Origin of the sequence: Pseudoalteromonas sp. MB41 (assembly GCF_020966275.1) — a bacterium.
Lineage (GTDB): Bacteria > Pseudomonadota > Gammaproteobacteria > Enterobacterales > Alteromonadaceae > Pseudoalteromonas > Pseudoalteromonas lipolytica.
Genome location: NZ_JAJJZF010000046.1, coordinates 1 through 15,918 on the forward strand (window position 1 = coordinate 1; position 15,918 = coordinate 15,918).

The following is a 15,918-nucleotide window of genomic DNA, read 5'->3' on the forward strand; positions in this document are numbered from 1 at the left end:
GGGGTTCTAGGGATTTTCCCCTCTAAAGTAACATAAACCGCCATACTCATTATATTTAAAGGCTTACAAAGGTGGGTTACTTCTCCAAAGTATGGCAAATTATGAGGTTAACAACCCCTTAAACTTAACGTAATTCCTATGGCTATAAAAAACGAACTCTCAATTCTTACCAAAGCTGAGCAGCTTGATCTATATTCTCCGCCGCTATTATCACTTGAACAACAACGATTGTATTTTACGCCAAACGAGATCGAGTTAACAGAGTCGAAAAGCATTCGCCTAAGAAGCCACCGATGCTATTTCATTGCGTTATTAGGGTATTTTAAGTCTAAGCCTGTCATTCTTTCACCTAGCTTTAACCTCATCTTTGACGATATGCAGTTTATTTCAACGCAAGTTCAAGGAGGCAAAGGGATCAGGCCTTTCAGCATAAATAAGATGCAGCGTGACCGTATTTATCAAAGAATACTGAGGTTACTAAACTATCAGAAATGGGAAGAAAGTCTGCACTTATTGCACTTTGAAGAAGTTGGTGACGAGGAAAAAGCAGCAATAACTCGACAAGTATCACCCGTTGCATGGCAGAATATTAATCTGAGCGGCACTTATCAGTTCGCTAGTAACCGCAAACTACCTGATTTACAGGAAATAACTAGGCCTATTGTTGAAAATGAAGTCTAAAATGAAAGGTAACCCAGCTCCACAAGCCATTAACGGCGAGGTTTGTAGCGATTTATGTTACTTTAGAGGGGAAAATCCCTAGAACCCCAAGATGGTATTTTATGATGTTGAGTGAGCCTTGACGAAAGTATGAGCAAAATAACGACCGTGTTGAGGTACGAGACATCACCAACTGTTTTTGCTACGACTTAAATACTTTGTATGTGTTTTGTTCTAAATATTGAGAGGACTTATTTACTGCAATCCGCAATTTTTTTGCCACTTCAATCACTACTGATAACACTTGCTCACTAAAACATTATTATTTAAAAATAACCTCAGTAAAATGTGGATTATTAATTAATACTTCTAGTTTATATATTCCATCCAATTCAATCAGTATGTCCGTTTCGTTAGTATTCAGCTTGATGCACTCGTTACGACTGTGATTACGCAATACATCAATAGCAACACCTTTTATAGATTCGCCCACTTTCATCGTTAATTTAACCGGATAACGGAACAAACAAACTATTTCAATATAATCATATTCACTACAACTAATCATAAGACTCACCTCTGAAAATGGATTACTTACCGTGAGGCTGATTGACAGTTATTGCAATAACCTCAAAAACACAAAACTCCCCCATAACGGACTATTACTTGCAGGCTTTAATGGAAGCGCTAGAGATAAAAGGCTGCAAGTAACTTCCCCAGCGCAGCTAGTTTATGGGCTTGTTAGTTAATTAAGACCTAAAAGTGATCCCCCATTTGCAGTTAATTAAGAGCCGCTTCAAAATCTTCTAGAGCTTGCTAGGAGGCCAACTTTCAATGATTAAAAGGGGTGACTCTACAACGCAAATGTTATCCCAAATTGGATCAATCTAATCTTCAATTCAACAGTTACAACCTGAATGCCATTCCGATCCAAAAAATTACTATAAATTGCCTTTTTTGATTAGCTAAACAAGTATATTGCCAAAATAACACTACTAATTGCTGTAAGTAATATTACAACCGCGGACATTTTAGAAGCCGAGTCTAATTCTTTGCCAAATCCAAGATCGCGTAGCATATGATTTACGCCTGAAATAGCATGAAAGCTTAGCGCTGTTAAACCACCCCAAAATATGACCCTTACAAACCAGTTTTCAAAGTAGTTGGTTGCTAGTTGAAAACTGTCTTCTGACTGTAAACTGATAACAAACATGTACATGACAAGGGGAAGGAATAGTATTAAGAACACCCCAGTTACTCTGTGTGTAAATGATTCATATGCCGTGATAGGAGCTTTTATTTTTAGCAGGTTAAGAAATACAGGTCTTTGTTTTTTATTCATTTAGATTGCCTTGGGAATGGATGCGCACATGTAGGAGTTTTTAAAAACTAAAATATATCCTCGAGGATTGCAATCGTTATTCCTTGCAGATAGCTGATTTGAACAGATACATACTTGTTTTTCATATGACAACAGCGATCACGGCAAGAGCATAAATGTTTAATTATCACTCAATTGAGTTGCACCCCGCTAAAAATATAGCCTCAAGGTAGTCAGTATCCATTGCGGCCATACGTTGTTTACGCCTAACACTGGCTTTTCTGCTGGTATCGATCTTTATCATGTTAACCCCGATGTGCCGTAAACGGGCAATATTCTCTGCTCCGTCGCCACGGTATATCTGACAGTTATCCTCTCTCATCGCAGTATCCAAGACCCAATGTAGGTTATTTTCGATACCCCAATGTCCGCGTGCCGCTTTACCAAATTGCTCTGTCGTTAGCTTTGTAGAGCTGATGTAATAGCGGTATTCCAGTGACGCCTTTTTACCATCATTCTGGTAGTTTATCGCCATACCAATACAGGTTAAATTTGCCTAATCAGGGTATGCCTCGGCGAAATCTCCTGCGTCTTGCACATGATATTCCCGCGCTTCAACACGGCCATGCCCTTTCTCAATATGGAGCCCAGTGGCTGTATCCACAGAGGCGAATGCCGCCTTGATGCTTTCATACAACCGCTTCTGGTTGCCCTTGACCGCAATCAGGTAATCCGCCCCTTTATCGACGATTGTCTTGGTTATTTTGTGTTGGCAACCCATCGCATCAATGGTGATAAGGCAGCCTTTAATATCTAACAAATTGAGCAAATCAGGAATGGCGGTGATTTCATTTGACTTCGCGTCTGTCTTAATCTGCCCCATAACCACGCCATTTGCGGTAGCAAAAGCGCTGACCATGTGAATTGCAGATTGACGATCATGGCGAGCATAGGAGCTGCGCAAGCGTTTACCATCCACCGCGACCACTTCACCCTCGCTCAGTTTTACCACCTCTTGCATCCAACGTATAAAGCTGGACTGCAATGCGCTGGGCTCTATCCTTGAAATAATGCGAGCTATCGTATCGTGCACGGGTAACCCTTCTTTGAATAAACCTAAGCCCTGAAGCCAGCTTAGCCTTGCTTTACCAAAATCTTCAATATCCTCCCAGCCTTCACAACCCGTGATGATGGCGCAAATAGATAAGAACAATACGTCGTAAAGGGGGTAGCTTAATTTAGCCGTTTGGCGTGGGTCTTTTACATCAGCGAAGTACTGGGCAAATACATCGATTGTCATAGTTGGACTCCCAAAAGGGAGTTTAAGATCACAGCTAAATCAGATCGTCAAATCGGGCTAAATGATCATAGTCGCTTAAAATTCGTTCGCGATCTCGCCGTGCACCAGTGATTGAGCAATAATTGGTGGACTATTGTCGGCCTTGCTTAATTTTTGGTTATCATTACCTTCAAAGCGAAAGATAGAAGGTCTAACACACATGGTCTTTGTTAGACTAGGTGTTTGTCGACAAATTTTGCAATGACAAGATAAAAAAGTTGTTTCGGGTCATAAATATTTCTTAAGTCATGTCCGTTAATGCTAATTAACGTGCATACAATTAGTAAAACAGTTAGCTGATGGTGTTTCAACGGCTCTCTGCAAGTGGATGGCTATGCCGGTTATGCACAAATTGAAGCTACTTTAGCTGGCAGCTAGGCACATGCACGTCCTACTGTTTCTTTAAATGTTTTTTTGCAGGCTCCGATACTGAATGAATATGCAGTATTCTAGCAATTCATCAGAAGAAACTTTTCTTAATTTCCTGTAGCCGGTCATAAATCAGAGGTGGATAGTTTGCATGATATTCACCGCACTCTGGGCAAGTTTCTTGCTTTAGGTGCGCTTGATTGTCGAGATCTTGATAAGGAAAAACGCTGAAGAGAAGTTCGTGCTGCATAAGCGTTTTATAAAAACTCTTATGATAAGGTGCAATCTCGCTGTCTTTGATTTTGTCGAAATATAGGTCAACGCTGTTCAAAATGCTCATAATTTCTTTAACCCCGTCGAACCTTAAAATGTCGTCATCTTTGTGAATATCAACATCTAAGCTCTCTAGATCCTCAATGAAACATTTAATCGCTCGCCGGGAATGCAAAAGGATCATTTGCGACTTGCCATCAATCATCTTTTCCTGATCGTAGCTAAAATTTTTAATGTTTCTTTCGACGAACATATAAAGTTCGTGAAGCTGATTCAACTCGTGCCTCAGTTGCTCCTTCGTATATTCCTTTTCGATTTGCTGATGGAGGATGCCATTAGCGTCAATCTGAGCTTTTAACACCAGAAAGAGAAGCACTGAACCCAGAATTTGTAGAAATGGGCTTGAAATACCTCCAAGAGCATCTCCTATTTCGCCATACCCTTTCAAATATTGCAGCGGAAGAAGAGGTGCAAACAAAGGGATAAGCAGGCAAGCCGCACCACCAATGACTATGACCCAGAAAGCTATTTTGGTAACAGGAGAGTTATAGATATTCATTTTTACACCTTTTTAGAATTTTCTTTTCTGTACGCGCTAGGAGTTTTGCCAATTTTTTTCTTAAACAACTTTTGAAAGTGTTCATGTGCCGGATACCCAATGGCTTCACTCACTTCGGGAACAGACTTACCGGATTCTATAAGCAGCTGCTTTGCTTTTTCAAGCCGACAATAGGTTAAATAATCAAGAGGTGTCATGCCTGACAGCTCCTTAAATTTGACGCTGTAGTTCGTACGCGACATCCCCGCAATCCCGGCGAGATCGTCAAGACCCCATTTTTTATCGAGACTATGATGAATAGCTTCCAAGGTTTTGCTGAGTTGCGGATTTTCGATCAGTTTGAAGAATCCAGCATTTTTATTGGATTTGTACATGTGGATTCTTAACGCTTGCACGAAGATAATTTCGGTCAGCTTTCTGACTAACGTGTTGCTTCCAGGAAGCCCTGATTTTACTTCCTGCTCTATAATACTTAAAAGCATGGCAAGCCAAGGCGAGTGGGAGTTATCAGCACTCTTGATATGCACGACATTTGGCAGCGAATTTAAGAATGGATGATCGGGTCCGCCATTAAAACAAAAATGTCCGCAAACGACGTTGGCTTTGAGCTTGCTCTGATCACCGTATTCCAAAACTTGAGCTTCGGTGAGGTTGGCTTTAGCTCTAAATTCGACCGCAGGCTCGGCCTTGATTTTTGGTGCACTGGCCATGGTGTGCTCCATCCCTTTGAAAAAGATCAAAATATCGCCCTGCTCCGCCAATGCTTTAAGTTTAAGTTTTGGCACCTCATACCAAAACTCGCCATGAGTCACGATGTGAAATCTCGCTAGATTCTCTTCCTGCGGGAGGCTGATGCCCCAGTCTCCCGCAAATGAGGTTCTATACCAGTAGCTGCTAGTAAGCTCTACCTTATCTAAAATTTCACTGAGAACATCCATATATAGCTCCTACGTAAACTGTCCAATAGGTCATGTTATACGAACTATTGAACATATTATATCTATTTTACATACTGTAAAGTCAGTCTAATCAGTAAGTGGATGAAAACTAAGGAGGCTTTATGAAACTAGATTATGTGATCGTTGCCGGAGGGTGTTTTTGGGGTCTCGAAGACCTCCTTAGGAGTCTGGACGGTGTGACGTCAACGAAGGTGGGCTACTCTGGCGGAGATTTTGATGATCCTACCTACGCCGATATTATAACAGGGAAAACGGGGCACGCCGAAGCGGTTCGCGTGGAATACGACCAAGACGAAATATCTCTCGAAGAGATTCTACATTACTTTTTCAAAATCCATGATCCGACTACGAAGAATCGCCAAGGAAATGATGTTGGCACTTCGTATCGCTCGGCAGCGTTCTATCGTGACGATGCACAGAAAGCGATTATCGAAAACGTGATTGATGAGGTCAATGAGATCGGTCGCTTCGAGAATCCCGTGGTCACGACGGTAGCCTTGGAAAAAGAGTTTTATGACGCTGAGGAGTATCACCAAAACTATTTGAAGAAGAATCCCCACGGGTACACGTGCCATTTTGAGAGAGATTAAACCATGAATCAAACGAAAGAGGAAAAAATGAAAGAACTTAAGAACGTTGTCATCTACACAAAAGACCATTGTCCGTTTAGTAAACGCGTGAAGGAGTACTTAACTTCTGAAAAAGTTGATTTTAAACAAATTCGCGTGGATGACGATCCCAAGACTTATGATGAGTTGAAGAAAAAAACCAACCTTCAAACTGTTCCGCAAGTTTTTGTGGATGGAAAATTCATTGGTAGCGCGACTGACTTCTTCGCGTGGATTGATAGCTAAAGAACAAACCCAAAAATAAAGGAGCAAATTTATGTTCAACTGGGAAAGCATTAACAACTATCTCGATAACGGCACTCCCGCTCCTCCTAGAAAAGTAGAAAAGAGCGAGGAAGAGTGGAAAAAAATTCTGACGCCCGCTCAATTTAATGTCATGCGGAAGAAAGGCACCGAGCGCCCTCACACTGGGGAACTCTGTTCATTTTATGAGGCAGGACGGTATGCCTGCGCGGGCTGCGACACCGAACTCTTTGACTCGAACGTTAAGTTTGATTCGGGAACAGGTTGGCCGAGTTTTTCTGAGCCCGTCGCCGACAACGTAATTCAATATGAACTGGACACGACTTACGGACGAAGAATCGAAGTGCTATGCAATGTGTGCGAAGCCCACTTAGGGCACGTTTTTCCAGACGGTCCTGAGCCCTCTGGGGCTCGATTCTGCATCAACTCGGAGTCGTTGAAGTTTGTAGAGTAATTTTAGAAAATGGAGGGGGTCGTGGGGATTAAGCTGTTCGGTCATAAGGACTGCCACAAAACCAAGATTTACCAGTCGTACTTGAAAGAAAAAGGAATCGAGTTTGATTTTTTAGATGTTCACGAAGACGACGCGGCAGCTGATGAACTGCGATCCCTTTATACTACTGGAAAGTTAAATTTCCCGACAATACTGGTTGGGACAAAGAAGCTGAGAAACCCCAAGTTCAAGGATCTCGACAAGTGGTTGGAAGCTTCGATGAAATAACGAGATCTTTTTTTTGAGGATTGTAATTAGCTTAGTAAGGAGTCAGATCAATGATTATAGCAGTTTTCCGCAGTCGTGTTGCCAAGGAGCACGGTGGGGAGTTTGAAAGAAAATACGCCGAGATGTCCGCGCTTGTCGAAGCCATTCCTGGTAACGGAAGCCATGAGCGGTTTTCTTCTCCTAACGGTGAAGATGTTCTAATTGTCGAGTTCCTTACCAGAGAAGCTTTCGATGCTTGGGATAAGCATCCCGAACACAAAAAAGCCAAGATGCTTGGCAAAGACTACATTTTTGAATCGTACGACGTGAAGGTCGGAGAAGTTTTTGAACGGCACACAAAGCCGGAGGTGAAATTATGAAAACGAGAACTACTTATGTCGTAGGTGGCGTCCGTATTCCATTTATGAAATCAATGACTGCCTATCGAGATGTCACCACGCCAGAGCTTATGACCGCTAGCCTGAAAAGTTTAGTCGAAAGATATAACTTAAAGGGCAAAGTCGTGGGTGACGTGGCTCTGGGTGCACTCATGCAAAGTTCGGCCAACTGGAACTTTGCGCGTGAAGTTGTTCAGGCTTCTGGCTTACATCCGAATACGCCAGCATATAACGTGCAGCGGGCTTGCGGTACCAGTTTAGAAACTACGATTCAGATCGCACACAAAATATCCAGCTACCAAATCGAGAGCGGTATTGCGGGCGGCGTGGATAGCAATAGCGACTTGCCAATTATGGTGACTCGTTCGTTCTCGCAGAAGCTCGTTGCATTGAATTCGGCCAGAACACTCGGCGAGAAACTAAGAATCTTTTTGAGCTTTAGGCCGAGCGATTTAAAACCCGTGCCACCCGCCGTCGTTGAACCGCGAACAGGGAAGTCAATGGGTGAACATTGTGAGTTGATGGTCAAAGAATGGAAAATTTCCCGGCAAGAGCAAGACGAGCTGGCTCTGGCAAGCCATCTGAACGCCGCGAAAGCGTACAAAGACGGCTTTTATGCCGATCTCGTTTTTCCATTTTTAGGAAAAAGTACGGATGGAATCATGCGTGGCGATACGACTTTAGAGAAGTTGGCAAAGCTAAAGCCAGCATTTGATCGATCCGAAAAAGGAACTCTGACGGCAGGCAACTCGAGTTCACTCACGGATGGCTCGTCCACCGTTCTTTTGGCTTCCGAAGAAGAGGCTAAAAAGAATAATTGGCCGCTGTTGGCCAAGATTGTGGATTCTCATACTTCTGCCGTGGATTACGTCGCTGGCGAAGGTTTGCTCATGGCTCCAACTGTGGCGGTCAGTGAATTATTGAAGCGAAACGGCTTAAAGCTTCAGGATTTTGATTTTTACGAAATTCACGAGGCGTTCGCTGGACAAGTGCTCTGCACGATGAAGGCGTGGGAGTCTGCTGAATACTGCAAAACACGTTTGGGACGATCAGAGCCTCTCGGAAAAATTGACCGCTCGAAGCTAAATGTCCGTGGAAGTAGCATTGCCCTTGGGCATCCGTTTGCGGCTACTGGCGCTAAGATCGTCGGAGTTTTAGCAAAGATACTGCACTCAGCTGGTCCTGGAAAACGTGGCCTTATCGTCGTTTGCACGGCGGGAGGAATGGGAGTGGCTACAATTCTTGAAAGTTAGGAGAAAAATATGTCGGATCTAAAAATGAATAAAGAAGACGGTGTTGAAAGCTATGAATTTGCAACCCCTGAAGCAATCGAAGAAGCATTGAAAATCGGGAAGCTTAGTCAAACGGTTTTCGGCATGGGTTGCTTTTGGGGACCGGATTCTAATTTTGGAGGGACGCAGGGAGTAGTGCAAACACGTGTTGGCTACGCTGGAGCATCAACTCTGGATCCGAGTTACCGCAACATCAACGGACACGCCGAAGTCGTCAGAGTGATCTACGATAAAGACCAAATCAGCTACAGGGAACTTCTTGGAAGTTTTGAATCATGGTCTGTTCATGGTAGAAAGCAGGGCCAGTATCGCCAGATACTTTTTGTTTTTGATCTGGAGCAAAAACAAGTAGCTGAAGAACTGATTCAAGCGATTGGAAAGGAGAAATCTCCCGAGGTGATTGAGGCCGGAGAACAAAATGGTTATTTTTGGCCCGCCGAAGATTACCATCAAAAGCATCGTCTTCGCAGAAACAAACAGCTTGTAAGTCTTGCAGAAGTAGATTTCGGTCCTCGCTGGGATGAACATCTGTATTTTACTAAATTAAATAGTACCGATAGAAAAGGCTTCAGTCTCTCAAGCTGGCTAAAAAAGTTGTCTCCGGAAATGCAGAAAGCTTACCGAATCGGTTAATCTGAAATTGCAGCTGGCTAAAGAACTCTATTTTCTATATGTAAAGAATGTGACGATCTCCTTCACATGGAGTCCAAGAGAGCATAAAAAATCTGTGTAAGTCGCATTACCCATGTATTTGAAAGGAATAAATAATGCCAATATCAGACCAGCTTATCGACCGAAGCAAGACCTCAGTTTTTATGAGGTCTTGAGATCAGCGCAGCATGAACAGATCTCTTACAGTGTGGCGAACACACTGGTTTGATTGCGGCCTTGGGTTTTAGCTTTGTATAACATCTGATCGGCGACTTCGAGCAACTGCTTTTTGTCGTCAAATAAATCAGCGCTGGCCAAACCTATGCTGACCGTTAATTGTCGTAATAACCACTCATGGTTAGCCACTACCAGCCTTAACTTTTCCAGTGTTTTATTTGCGGACGCTGTGTCTGTGCCTGGCAGGATCAGCACAAACTCTTCACCACCATAACGGGCGAAAAAGTCATAGTTCCTGCTATGGCGCTGAAACAGAGCCGCGACTTGACTCAGTGCCTCATCTCCTGCGGCATGACCATAGCTGTCGTTAAAACTCTTAAAGTGATCAATATCAATCAATGCCAGTACAAAAGATTGTCCTGTTCTTTGCCAGCGAGCAAATTCAGCTTCAAACTTGAGGTCAAAAGCTCTTCTGTTGTTCACCCCTGTCAGCGCATCCGTCATGCTGGTATTATGTAATTGTTCGCCGACTTTTTTCAGCTCCAGTATGGCGATCACTTGTCTGGACAGAGCCTGCAAAGAGCTTATCTGCCGCTGGTTCAGCTGCTTAGGAACATGATCATAGACACAAATAGTACCAATCACTGCACCTTCGGGATCAATCAGCGGCGAGCCAGCATAAAATCGGTAGCCAGGTCCTGAAATCACCATAGCATTGGTACTGAATCTGTGATCTAAAGTAGCGTCAGGGACCACCATTACCGCATCAGGTGTTTCCATTGCATACACGCAAAAGGACTCTTTAATTAATACAGAGGTACGCGAAATACCAACTTTTGCAATTAGATTCAGCTTTGTGTCATCGGTTCGCGTCACCATAGCCACTGGTGCATCACAGATATAACACGCCAGTTCAGTGATATCCCGCAGGTTCTGATCTGCTTCAGCAGGTGCTTTTAGTGTGGTTTCTGCACTAGCTGTTTGAGCTAAACTAAAGGTCATGTACTTCTCCGTTTTTCTACTGCATTTTTCAAAGATCCTGCATAGAAAAATGAATTAAATCGTTGATTTAACTCTAGCATAGATCTGTCAGACTTGAAGTTATCTCTGTAGCAATGGTATTGTTTTGTACAATATTCGCCTGCTTGATTTGAGTTTTAGCTGTATTTATAAACTTTTGGCTTTTCCGGTCGCAGGCTCTATAATTTGCTCGTTTAAATCCAACTCTTCGTCTAACGTCATCTATTTAGTGTGCATGCGGCCTCCGGAGCATTTTCCGTGGCTTATTTTACCGAAGCATCGGGATTGCTAAATAGAGCTGAACGCTGTAATGCGCTTTCGAACTGAGCTTTCCGTAACTTCGGCATTAGTTCATGTACCTTGCTTACTGGATGTTGGTTGACGCGCAGCAGCACGTCCGTCAGATAATCGTAAACGTTAATAGCAGTGTTGACCTTGCTTTGAATGACGCCAACATGCTTAGCACCAAGCTCCGTTCAGCAGAATCACAGCCAGTTTTTCAGTTATCCCAAGTGTCACTCTCAGATTAAAGGCCGCCATACCGGATGTAGTGCCAACAAGAAAACTAAAACACAACTTCGCTGATCATCGCTGAGTGTTTATAAATCGTCTCCCATCACCGGTATCGATAAGCAGATAAGCCTGGTTATGCCATTAGCAGTTCTTGAAGCATTCCTGCTTTCAATGTCGTCAACGTGATCACGATTTGAGTTGAGATAACGACTCTGTTGCTGAAGACTCTCAGTTAATTGCCACTCACCAGATTCAAGAACAGCACCCGCTAACTCGGCACATACTGTTGCAAAACCATAAAGCGCTTGATTATCGCGGGTAAAACGCAGCGGCATCGTCTGGCCTTTTACAAGAAGGGACCATTCCAAAACTCTGTACTTACCTTTTAATCGGTTACTGACAAAAATAGTTATACTTGTACCGCTGGCGCCAACAACTAAAAAGCTCGTGATAGCTAGTCCTATCAGAGACCATAACTCTGGTTTCCCACTTAGTAACAGTGGATTAGGCAAATGACTCCTCAAAACGAGATCAGCACCAAGGGTCAGCGCTGTTTTATACACTGCTTGTTCTAATAATGGAGTTGCATTGACCAGTGACGCAACAGCATCACAACTATAAGGTTCTAGAACTGCCGTAGCTCTCAACCATTCTGTTTCATGGGCAATCGCCAACAAATTTGACCAAATTCGAACCAGTGCCGCTATATGAATGGAGTTTTCATCAGTCAGGACGGTTTGATTAAGCTGCTTATCCAGTTCCTGATGCCAGTATTGGTATTGGCTTGTCAAAAGTACAAACAACTCAGATTGAAGCAACTTATTATTAGTTACCGGTCTTATCCTATTTGACATCTCATTGAATAGTTGTATAAATTTTTTGTCTGCTTGTTGCTCACGCTTTAGCAGATCTTGCTGTTGTTGAAGCATCTGTAAATCGTATTCAATGGCCTGCTTAAAAAGTGTGAGTAAGGAACAGTGTTGTGATGCCCGATCTGGGCTTGAAAAGTCCAACATACACAAAGTACCGAAAGTTTTTCCGCTAGGCCAAAGCAATGGCAGGCCATAGTAATAACTAAAGCCTGCTGCAAATGTTGGGTTATTGTTTTCATATCGGGTACCGATTGCATTTTCAACTAGTAATGGCTGGTTACTGGAAATGACTTGGGAACAATAAGTGTTAAGTGCCAATGGAACAGGTTCACCGCAATAAAAAGTTGGTACTGACACACTGCCAACAGCCTGACAAATTTCGTTTTTATCTAATCGATTAATCAGCACACAAGGCACTTCCGCGACTTGAGCCATCGAGTTTACAATGCCTTGCCAGCGCTCTAGGAGCAGAGCGGTTTCTATGCTCAAATCTACTGCCATTTGTTCCCTCAGTATTTAAATAGTCCCCTTTTGCATCATTCGATCTTGTTTATCTCAGAGTATCAAACAGGAAACAAAGTGATTGATGTCAATCAGGGAATTAGCAGCATTGATGCATTAAGCGGCGCACATACACTCTAAGTAAAGTGCTTAAGTCTGATTATGGCAAGAAATTGTTACTTTGTCAGGGATAGTCAACACTTTATTAGCGAGAGACTTGCTTGGCTGACATTTAAGACAAATCGCGAGATTCCAAATCTGCCACCAACAGTCGGAACTGAGTAACTCACTTGAGCTTTAAAAAGTAAAGCATTGAAATATTTATGGTATTTATACATCCTACCTAGCTCACAGCAGAGTTTAGCATCGTGCATTAATATGACCTTACACTAAAAATACGTACTAGTTGACGTCTATCAAACTCGTTTACGAGATAGTGTAGTGGTCGACAAATTTTGGCCACATCGTTATTGCCTAATAACCGATGCTCTCTTTAAATGCGAAATGAGTAGTGCACGCATTTTTAGCCTTTTGGCAAAACGTTGATGTCTCGAAATTTTCAAGCGCTGTGCCTTGTTTATTTTCAGAAACGTCTGCTTTCAGTGAGTTCCTGATGCTCGGGCGCTCTAAATTATGGGTATAGACAATCTGATTTGCCCTATATTTGCAGTTTTTCGTGAACCCTTAATTTCACAACTCTTTTAATCTGATATCCAAAGTCTGCATCCATACATAGCCCCTACGTAAACTGTCTAATAAGTCACATTATACGAACTATTGAGCATGTTATATCTATTTTACATGCTGTAAATTCAGTTCCATTAGTAAATAGATAAAAACCAAGGAGGCTTTATGAAAAATAAATAATGTGATCGTTGCCGGAGGGTGTTTTTGGAGTCTCGAAGACCTCCTTAGAAATCAGGACGGCGTGACGTCAACGAAGGTGTGTAGTGGCACTGAAATGGCGACTGCGCAAGACGTGAAGATGAGCTGTCTGATAGCAACGGATTATCAAGCAGAACCTTCTTAAATACAATTTATTCCACGCCAATACAGCGTGCTGTCTTTCAAATCACTAGGAGAAATTTATGTCACGTTTGAACACCCCTACCACAATCGACGCCGCGCCTACTGCTACCCATACCTCACTCAAGGCTGTGGAAAAACAACTGGGCCGCGTTCCTAACATGTTCCGCGTCGTTGCCAACAGCCCTGCTGCGCTGACTGGCTACCTGCAATTGAGCGCAGCATCAGCACAGGGCGGCTTGGGTACAGCGACTCTTGAGCGTATTGCCCTAGCCGTCGCTGAGATCAACGGCTGCGATTATTGCCTTGCTGCCCATTCCTTCCTAGGCCGTAAGGTGGCCAAGCTTGATGATGCTGAACTCACTGCCAACCGCAGCGGTGCATCAAATGACCCTAAGGCCGACGCAGCCGTGCGTTTTGCTGCCGCCGTAGTCCGCCAGCGCGGGCAAGTCAGCAATGACCAGGTCCAAGCGGTGCTGAACGCTGGCTACAGTGATGCACATGTAGTGGATATTCTGTTGGCTGTTGCCCTGAACACTTTCACTAACTACGTTAACGAAGTGACACAGACCGAGGTCGACTTCCCGGCCGTTCAACCACTAGGCATTGATGTCTAATCCATTGGTGCTCAACTACAGCAATTACCTAAGTTAGGTTCGACTCGAGTAAACATATAGTTTTTCTCAAGAGTCATATCATTTTAGTGGGCTACATAGAGTGAGTCCACATGGCTAAAAATAATTGGAGATATAAGATGACTATTCCCGAAATTGAAAATGGTGTCCAGACTACCAATACCCTTAGTAATAATCTCGGTGCAAAAATCACTAAGTTTGGTATAGGTGGCATCTACGTTGCCATGACGATAATATATTTGTGGTTTGGTGGCATGAAATTCACTAGCTACGAAGCAAACGGTATACATGGTTTTGTTAGTAATAGCCCTCTGCTTTCGTGGATGTATAGCTTCCTCAGCATTCAAGGATTCTCAAATTTTCTGGGTGTGCTTGAAATTTCAGTTGGCCTGTTAATCGCTGCACGAGTTTTCTCCCCTAAGCTCGCAATCTTGGGCGGTGTACTTTCAACCGGACTCTTTTTTACGACATTGTCGTTCATGCTGACTACACCCGGTGTTTTTGAGGCATCTCTTGGGTTTCCTGCGATCTCTGTGGTTCCTGGCCAGTTTTTGCTAAAAGATTTAGGCTTGTTTGTCGTGTCTATATTTATCGTAGGTACATCACTTACAGCACTGGAGCACAAAAACAAATAAGCCTCACCCGAAACAACTATAAGTTAGATGGCTCCTAAACACATTAGAGAGCCTTTATTTTTATCTTTTAAGTGCTTCAAGTACGTGCCTTACTAGAGGCTGTTGATCTTTGAGTGAAAAATGAACGGCATAGCAACAAGGTATAATGGTTTCGCCAAAAATCAAAAATACCACCGAGAACGGACGTTGCTATGCCAAGGACAATGCTAACAGATAACGCCTAGGAAGCCCTAAAGCAAATACTTAAAGAGACAGGGCGTGTTTACAATAAATATGAACACCGAAATACACTGGAAGGCATACTTTATCGTATGCGCACAGGCATTCAGTGGCGAGATTTGCCTGAAAGATTCGGTCGTTGGAACTCTGTATTTAAGCGCTTTAACCTTTGGTCAAAGAAAGGTGTGTTACAAAAATGGTTTCAAAGCATATCGTCCGATAATGATCCAGAATGGTTGTTTATTGATGGAAGTATTGTCAAAGCGCATCAAGACAGTAGCGGAGCCGCAAGCAGTTCAGATGAAGCGATAGGAAAAAGTCGGGGTGGGAGTTCTACAAAAATTCATCTCGCTGTAGATAGCGGTGGGCTTCCCGTTTATTTTGAAATATCGGGTGGTCAGATAAATGACATTGTCCATGCTCAGAGCTTAGTATCCGCGGCCCCAAAGTCATGTAGTGTTACGGCCGATAAGGGCTATGACAGTGATAACTTCAGAGCATTTATTAAGGCAAATGGCAGCATTGCCAATATTCCAAGAAAAGAGAACAGTAAAACAGGGAATGGTCACATGGATTGGTGCCTTTATAAGTATCGGCACTTAGTTGAGAACGCTTTTTTAAGGATAAAGGGGTTCTAGGGATTTTCCCCTCTAAAGTAACATAAACCGCCATACTCATTATATTTAAAGGCTTACAAAGGTGGGTTACTTCTCCAAAGTATGGCAAATTATGAGGTTAACAACCCCTTAAACTTAACGTAATTCCTATGGCTATAAAAAACGAACTCTCAATTCTTACCAAAGCTGAGCAGCTTGATCTATATTCTCCGCCGCTATTATCACTTGAACAACAACGATTGTATTTTACGCCAAACGAGATCGAGTTAACAGAGTCGAAAAGCATTCGCCTAAGAAGCCACCGATGCTA

The 15,918-nt window shown here is 43.0% G+C and carries 17 protein-coding genes and 4 pseudogenes; 13 read left to right on the forward strand and 8 right to left on the reverse strand.

The genetic code is table 11. The features are described from left to right. Nucleotides 1-138: 138 nt before the first annotated feature. Nucleotides 139-510: pseudogene (locus LPA49_RS21735) on the forward strand (DUF4158 domain-containing protein); the annotation flags it as partial. Nucleotides 511-982: 472 nt separating this feature from the next. Here LPA49_RS21735 and LPA49_RS21740 read toward each other — a convergent pair. The 5 genes and pseudogenes from LPA49_RS21740 to LPA49_RS21760 all read right to left on the reverse strand — a co-directional run bounded on the left by LPA49_RS21740 (nt 983) and on the right by LPA49_RS21760 (nt 5,459). Further along, a complete protein-coding gene (locus tag LPA49_RS21740) occupies nt 983-1,228 on the reverse strand; it encodes a Rho-binding antiterminator (RefSeq protein ID WP_069945752.1) in 246 nt (81 codons plus the stop codon). A 393-nt stretch (nt 1,229-1,621) separates the two neighbouring features. Then, nucleotides 1,622-2,002: a succinate dehydrogenase, cytochrome b556 subunit gene (sdhC, locus tag LPA49_RS21745; protein ID WP_069945753.1), complete on the reverse strand. Its 381-nt coding sequence runs from the start codon at nt 2,000-2,002 to the stop codon at nt 1,622-1,624. A 166-nt stretch (nt 2,003-2,168) separates the two neighbouring features. Then, a pseudogene (locus LPA49_RS21750) lies at nt 2,169-3,281 on the reverse strand (ISAs1 family transposase). A 499-nt stretch (nt 3,282-3,780) separates the two neighbouring features. Then, nucleotides 3,781-4,521, reverse strand: coding sequence for a hypothetical protein (locus tag LPA49_RS21755; RefSeq protein ID WP_069945754.1), 741 nt, complete (start codon nt 4,519-4,521; stop codon nt 3,781-3,783). A gap of 2 nt (nt 4,522-4,523) precedes the next feature. Next, a complete protein-coding gene (locus LPA49_RS21760; RefSeq protein ID WP_230237757.1) occupies nt 4,524-5,459 on the reverse strand; it encodes an AraC family transcriptional regulator in 936 nt (311 codons plus the stop codon). Nucleotides 5,460-5,581: 122 nt separating this feature from the next. On the opposite strand from LPA49_RS21760, the gene msrA reads away from it, so the two are divergent. From msrA to LPA49_RS21795, 7 genes are read left to right on the forward strand one after another with little or no spacing between them, the layout of a single operon-like run. Then, nucleotides 5,582-6,070, forward strand: a complete 489-nt coding sequence (gene msrA, locus LPA49_RS21765; RefSeq protein WP_000762837.1) for a peptide-methionine (S)-S-oxide reductase MsrA — start codon at nt 5,582-5,584, stop codon at nt 6,068-6,070. Nucleotides 6,071-6,073: 3 nt separating this feature from the next. Further along, on the forward strand, nt 6,074-6,334 hold the full coding sequence (locus LPA49_RS21770; protein WP_001076938.1) for a glutaredoxin: 261 nt from the start codon (nt 6,074-6,076) through the stop codon (nt 6,332-6,334). 31 nt (nt 6,335-6,365) lie between these two features. Beyond that, nucleotides 6,366-6,806: a peptide-methionine (R)-S-oxide reductase MsrB gene (msrB, locus tag LPA49_RS21775; protein WP_000483554.1), complete on the forward strand. Its 441-nt coding sequence runs from the start codon at nt 6,366-6,368 to the stop codon at nt 6,804-6,806. 21 nt (nt 6,807-6,827) lie between these two features. Then, nucleotides 6,828-7,073, forward strand: a complete 246-nt coding sequence (locus LPA49_RS21780) for a glutaredoxin family protein (RefSeq protein ID WP_025467194.1) — start codon at nt 6,828-6,830, stop codon at nt 7,071-7,073. A 50-nt stretch (nt 7,074-7,123) separates the two neighbouring features. Then, nucleotides 7,124-7,432 (forward strand): antibiotic biosynthesis monooxygenase, encoded by a 309-nt coding sequence (locus tag LPA49_RS21785; RefSeq protein ID WP_230237758.1) that lies wholly within the window; start codon nt 7,124-7,126, stop codon nt 7,430-7,432. Then, nucleotides 7,429-8,703, forward strand: a complete 1,275-nt coding sequence (locus tag LPA49_RS21790) for an acetyl-CoA C-acetyltransferase (RefSeq protein WP_069453486.1) — start codon at nt 7,429-7,431, stop codon at nt 8,701-8,703. The genes LPA49_RS21785 and LPA49_RS21790 overlap by 4 nt, the downstream gene beginning before the upstream one ends. A gap of 9 nt (nt 8,704-8,712) precedes the next feature. After that, nucleotides 8,713-9,375: a peptide-methionine (S)-S-oxide reductase gene (locus LPA49_RS21795; protein WP_001281573.1), complete on the forward strand. Its 663-nt coding sequence runs from the start codon at nt 8,713-8,715 to the stop codon at nt 9,373-9,375. Between the two features lie 219 nt (nt 9,376-9,594). On the opposite strand, the gene LPA49_RS21800 is transcribed toward LPA49_RS21795, so the two are convergent. The 3 genes and pseudogenes from LPA49_RS21800 to LPA49_RS21810 all read right to left on the reverse strand — a co-directional run bounded on the left by LPA49_RS21800 (nt 9,595) and on the right by LPA49_RS21810 (nt 12,476). Further along, nucleotides 9,595-10,572: a sensor domain-containing diguanylate cyclase gene (locus LPA49_RS21800; RefSeq protein WP_002119794.1), complete on the reverse strand. Its 978-nt coding sequence runs from the start codon at nt 10,570-10,572 to the stop codon at nt 9,595-9,597. A 281-nt stretch (nt 10,573-10,853) separates the two neighbouring features. Then, nucleotides 10,854-11,102: pseudogene (locus tag LPA49_RS21805) on the reverse strand (transposase domain-containing protein); the annotation flags it as partial. Between the two features lie 87 nt (nt 11,103-11,189). Beyond that, complete coding sequence (locus LPA49_RS21810) at nt 11,190-12,476, reverse strand: GAF domain-containing protein (protein WP_000257537.1); 1,287 nt, start codon at nt 12,474-12,476, stop codon at nt 11,190-11,192. 868 nt (nt 12,477-13,344) lie between these two features. Between LPA49_RS21810 and LPA49_RS21815 the strand changes: the two genes are divergently transcribed. The 5 genes and pseudogenes from LPA49_RS21815 to LPA49_RS21835 form a co-directional block, all read left to right on the forward strand. Then, complete coding sequence (locus tag LPA49_RS21815; protein ID WP_223290059.1) at nt 13,345-13,506, forward strand: peptide-methionine (S)-S-oxide reductase; 162 nt, start codon at nt 13,345-13,347, stop codon at nt 13,504-13,506. A 58-nt stretch (nt 13,507-13,564) separates the two neighbouring features. Next, nucleotides 13,565-14,119 (forward strand): carboxymuconolactone decarboxylase family protein, encoded by a 555-nt coding sequence (locus LPA49_RS21820; RefSeq protein ID WP_000088799.1) that lies wholly within the window; start codon nt 13,565-13,567, stop codon nt 14,117-14,119. A 137-nt stretch (nt 14,120-14,256) separates the two neighbouring features. Continuing rightward, nucleotides 14,257-14,772 (forward strand): YkgB family protein, encoded by a 516-nt coding sequence (locus LPA49_RS21825; protein ID WP_004911234.1) that lies wholly within the window; start codon nt 14,257-14,259, stop codon nt 14,770-14,772. Nucleotides 14,773-15,011: 239 nt separating this feature from the next. After that, nucleotides 15,012-15,626 (forward strand): annotated as a pseudogene (locus tag LPA49_RS21830) (IS5 family transposase); the annotation flags it as partial. A 131-nt stretch (nt 15,627-15,757) separates the two neighbouring features. Further along, nucleotides 15,758-15,918: DUF4158 domain-containing protein (locus LPA49_RS21835; RefSeq protein WP_230237759.1), on the forward strand; the 161-nt coding region annotated here is incomplete at its 3' end.

Excerpts from the sequence above, each read along its gene's own strand:
- LPA49_RS21740 (WP_069945752.1), bottom strand. The coding sequence starts at position 1,228 with ATGATTAGTTGTAGTGAATATGATTATATTGAAATAGTTTGTTTGTTC.
- sdhC (WP_069945753.1), bottom strand. The coding sequence starts at position 2,002 with ATGAATAAAAAACAAAGACCTGTATTTCTTAACCTGCTAAAAATAAAA.
- LPA49_RS21755 (WP_069945754.1), bottom strand. The coding sequence starts at position 4,521 with ATGAATATCTATAACTCTCCTGTTACCAAAATAGCTTTCTGGGTCATA.
- LPA49_RS21760 (WP_230237757.1), bottom strand. The coding sequence starts at position 5,459 with ATGGATGTTCTCAGTGAAATTTTAGATAAGGTAGAGCTTACTAGCAGC.
- msrA (WP_000762837.1), top strand. The coding sequence starts at position 5,582 with ATGAAACTAGATTATGTGATCGTTGCCGGAGGGTGTTTTTGGGGTCTC.
- LPA49_RS21770 (WP_001076938.1), top strand. The coding sequence starts at position 6,074 with ATGAATCAAACGAAAGAGGAAAAAATGAAAGAACTTAAGAACGTTGTC.
- msrB (WP_000483554.1), top strand. The coding sequence starts at position 6,366 with ATGTTCAACTGGGAAAGCATTAACAACTATCTCGATAACGGCACTCCC.
- LPA49_RS21785 (WP_230237758.1), top strand. The coding sequence starts at position 7,124 with ATGATTATAGCAGTTTTCCGCAGTCGTGTTGCCAAGGAGCACGGTGGG.
- LPA49_RS21790 (WP_069453486.1), top strand. The coding sequence starts at position 7,429 with ATGAAAACGAGAACTACTTATGTCGTAGGTGGCGTCCGTATTCCATTT.
- LPA49_RS21795 (WP_001281573.1), top strand. The coding sequence starts at position 8,713 with ATGTCGGATCTAAAAATGAATAAAGAAGACGGTGTTGAAAGCTATGAA.
- LPA49_RS21800 (WP_002119794.1), bottom strand. The coding sequence starts at position 10,572 with ATGACCTTTAGTTTAGCTCAAACAGCTAGTGCAGAAACCACACTAAAA.
- LPA49_RS21810 (WP_000257537.1), bottom strand. The coding sequence starts at position 12,476 with ATGGCAGTAGATTTGAGCATAGAAACCGCTCTGCTCCTAGAGCGCTGG.
- LPA49_RS21820 (WP_000088799.1), top strand. The coding sequence starts at position 13,565 with ATGTCACGTTTGAACACCCCTACCACAATCGACGCCGCGCCTACTGCT.
- LPA49_RS21825 (WP_004911234.1), top strand. The coding sequence starts at position 14,257 with ATGACTATTCCCGAAATTGAAAATGGTGTCCAGACTACCAATACCCTT.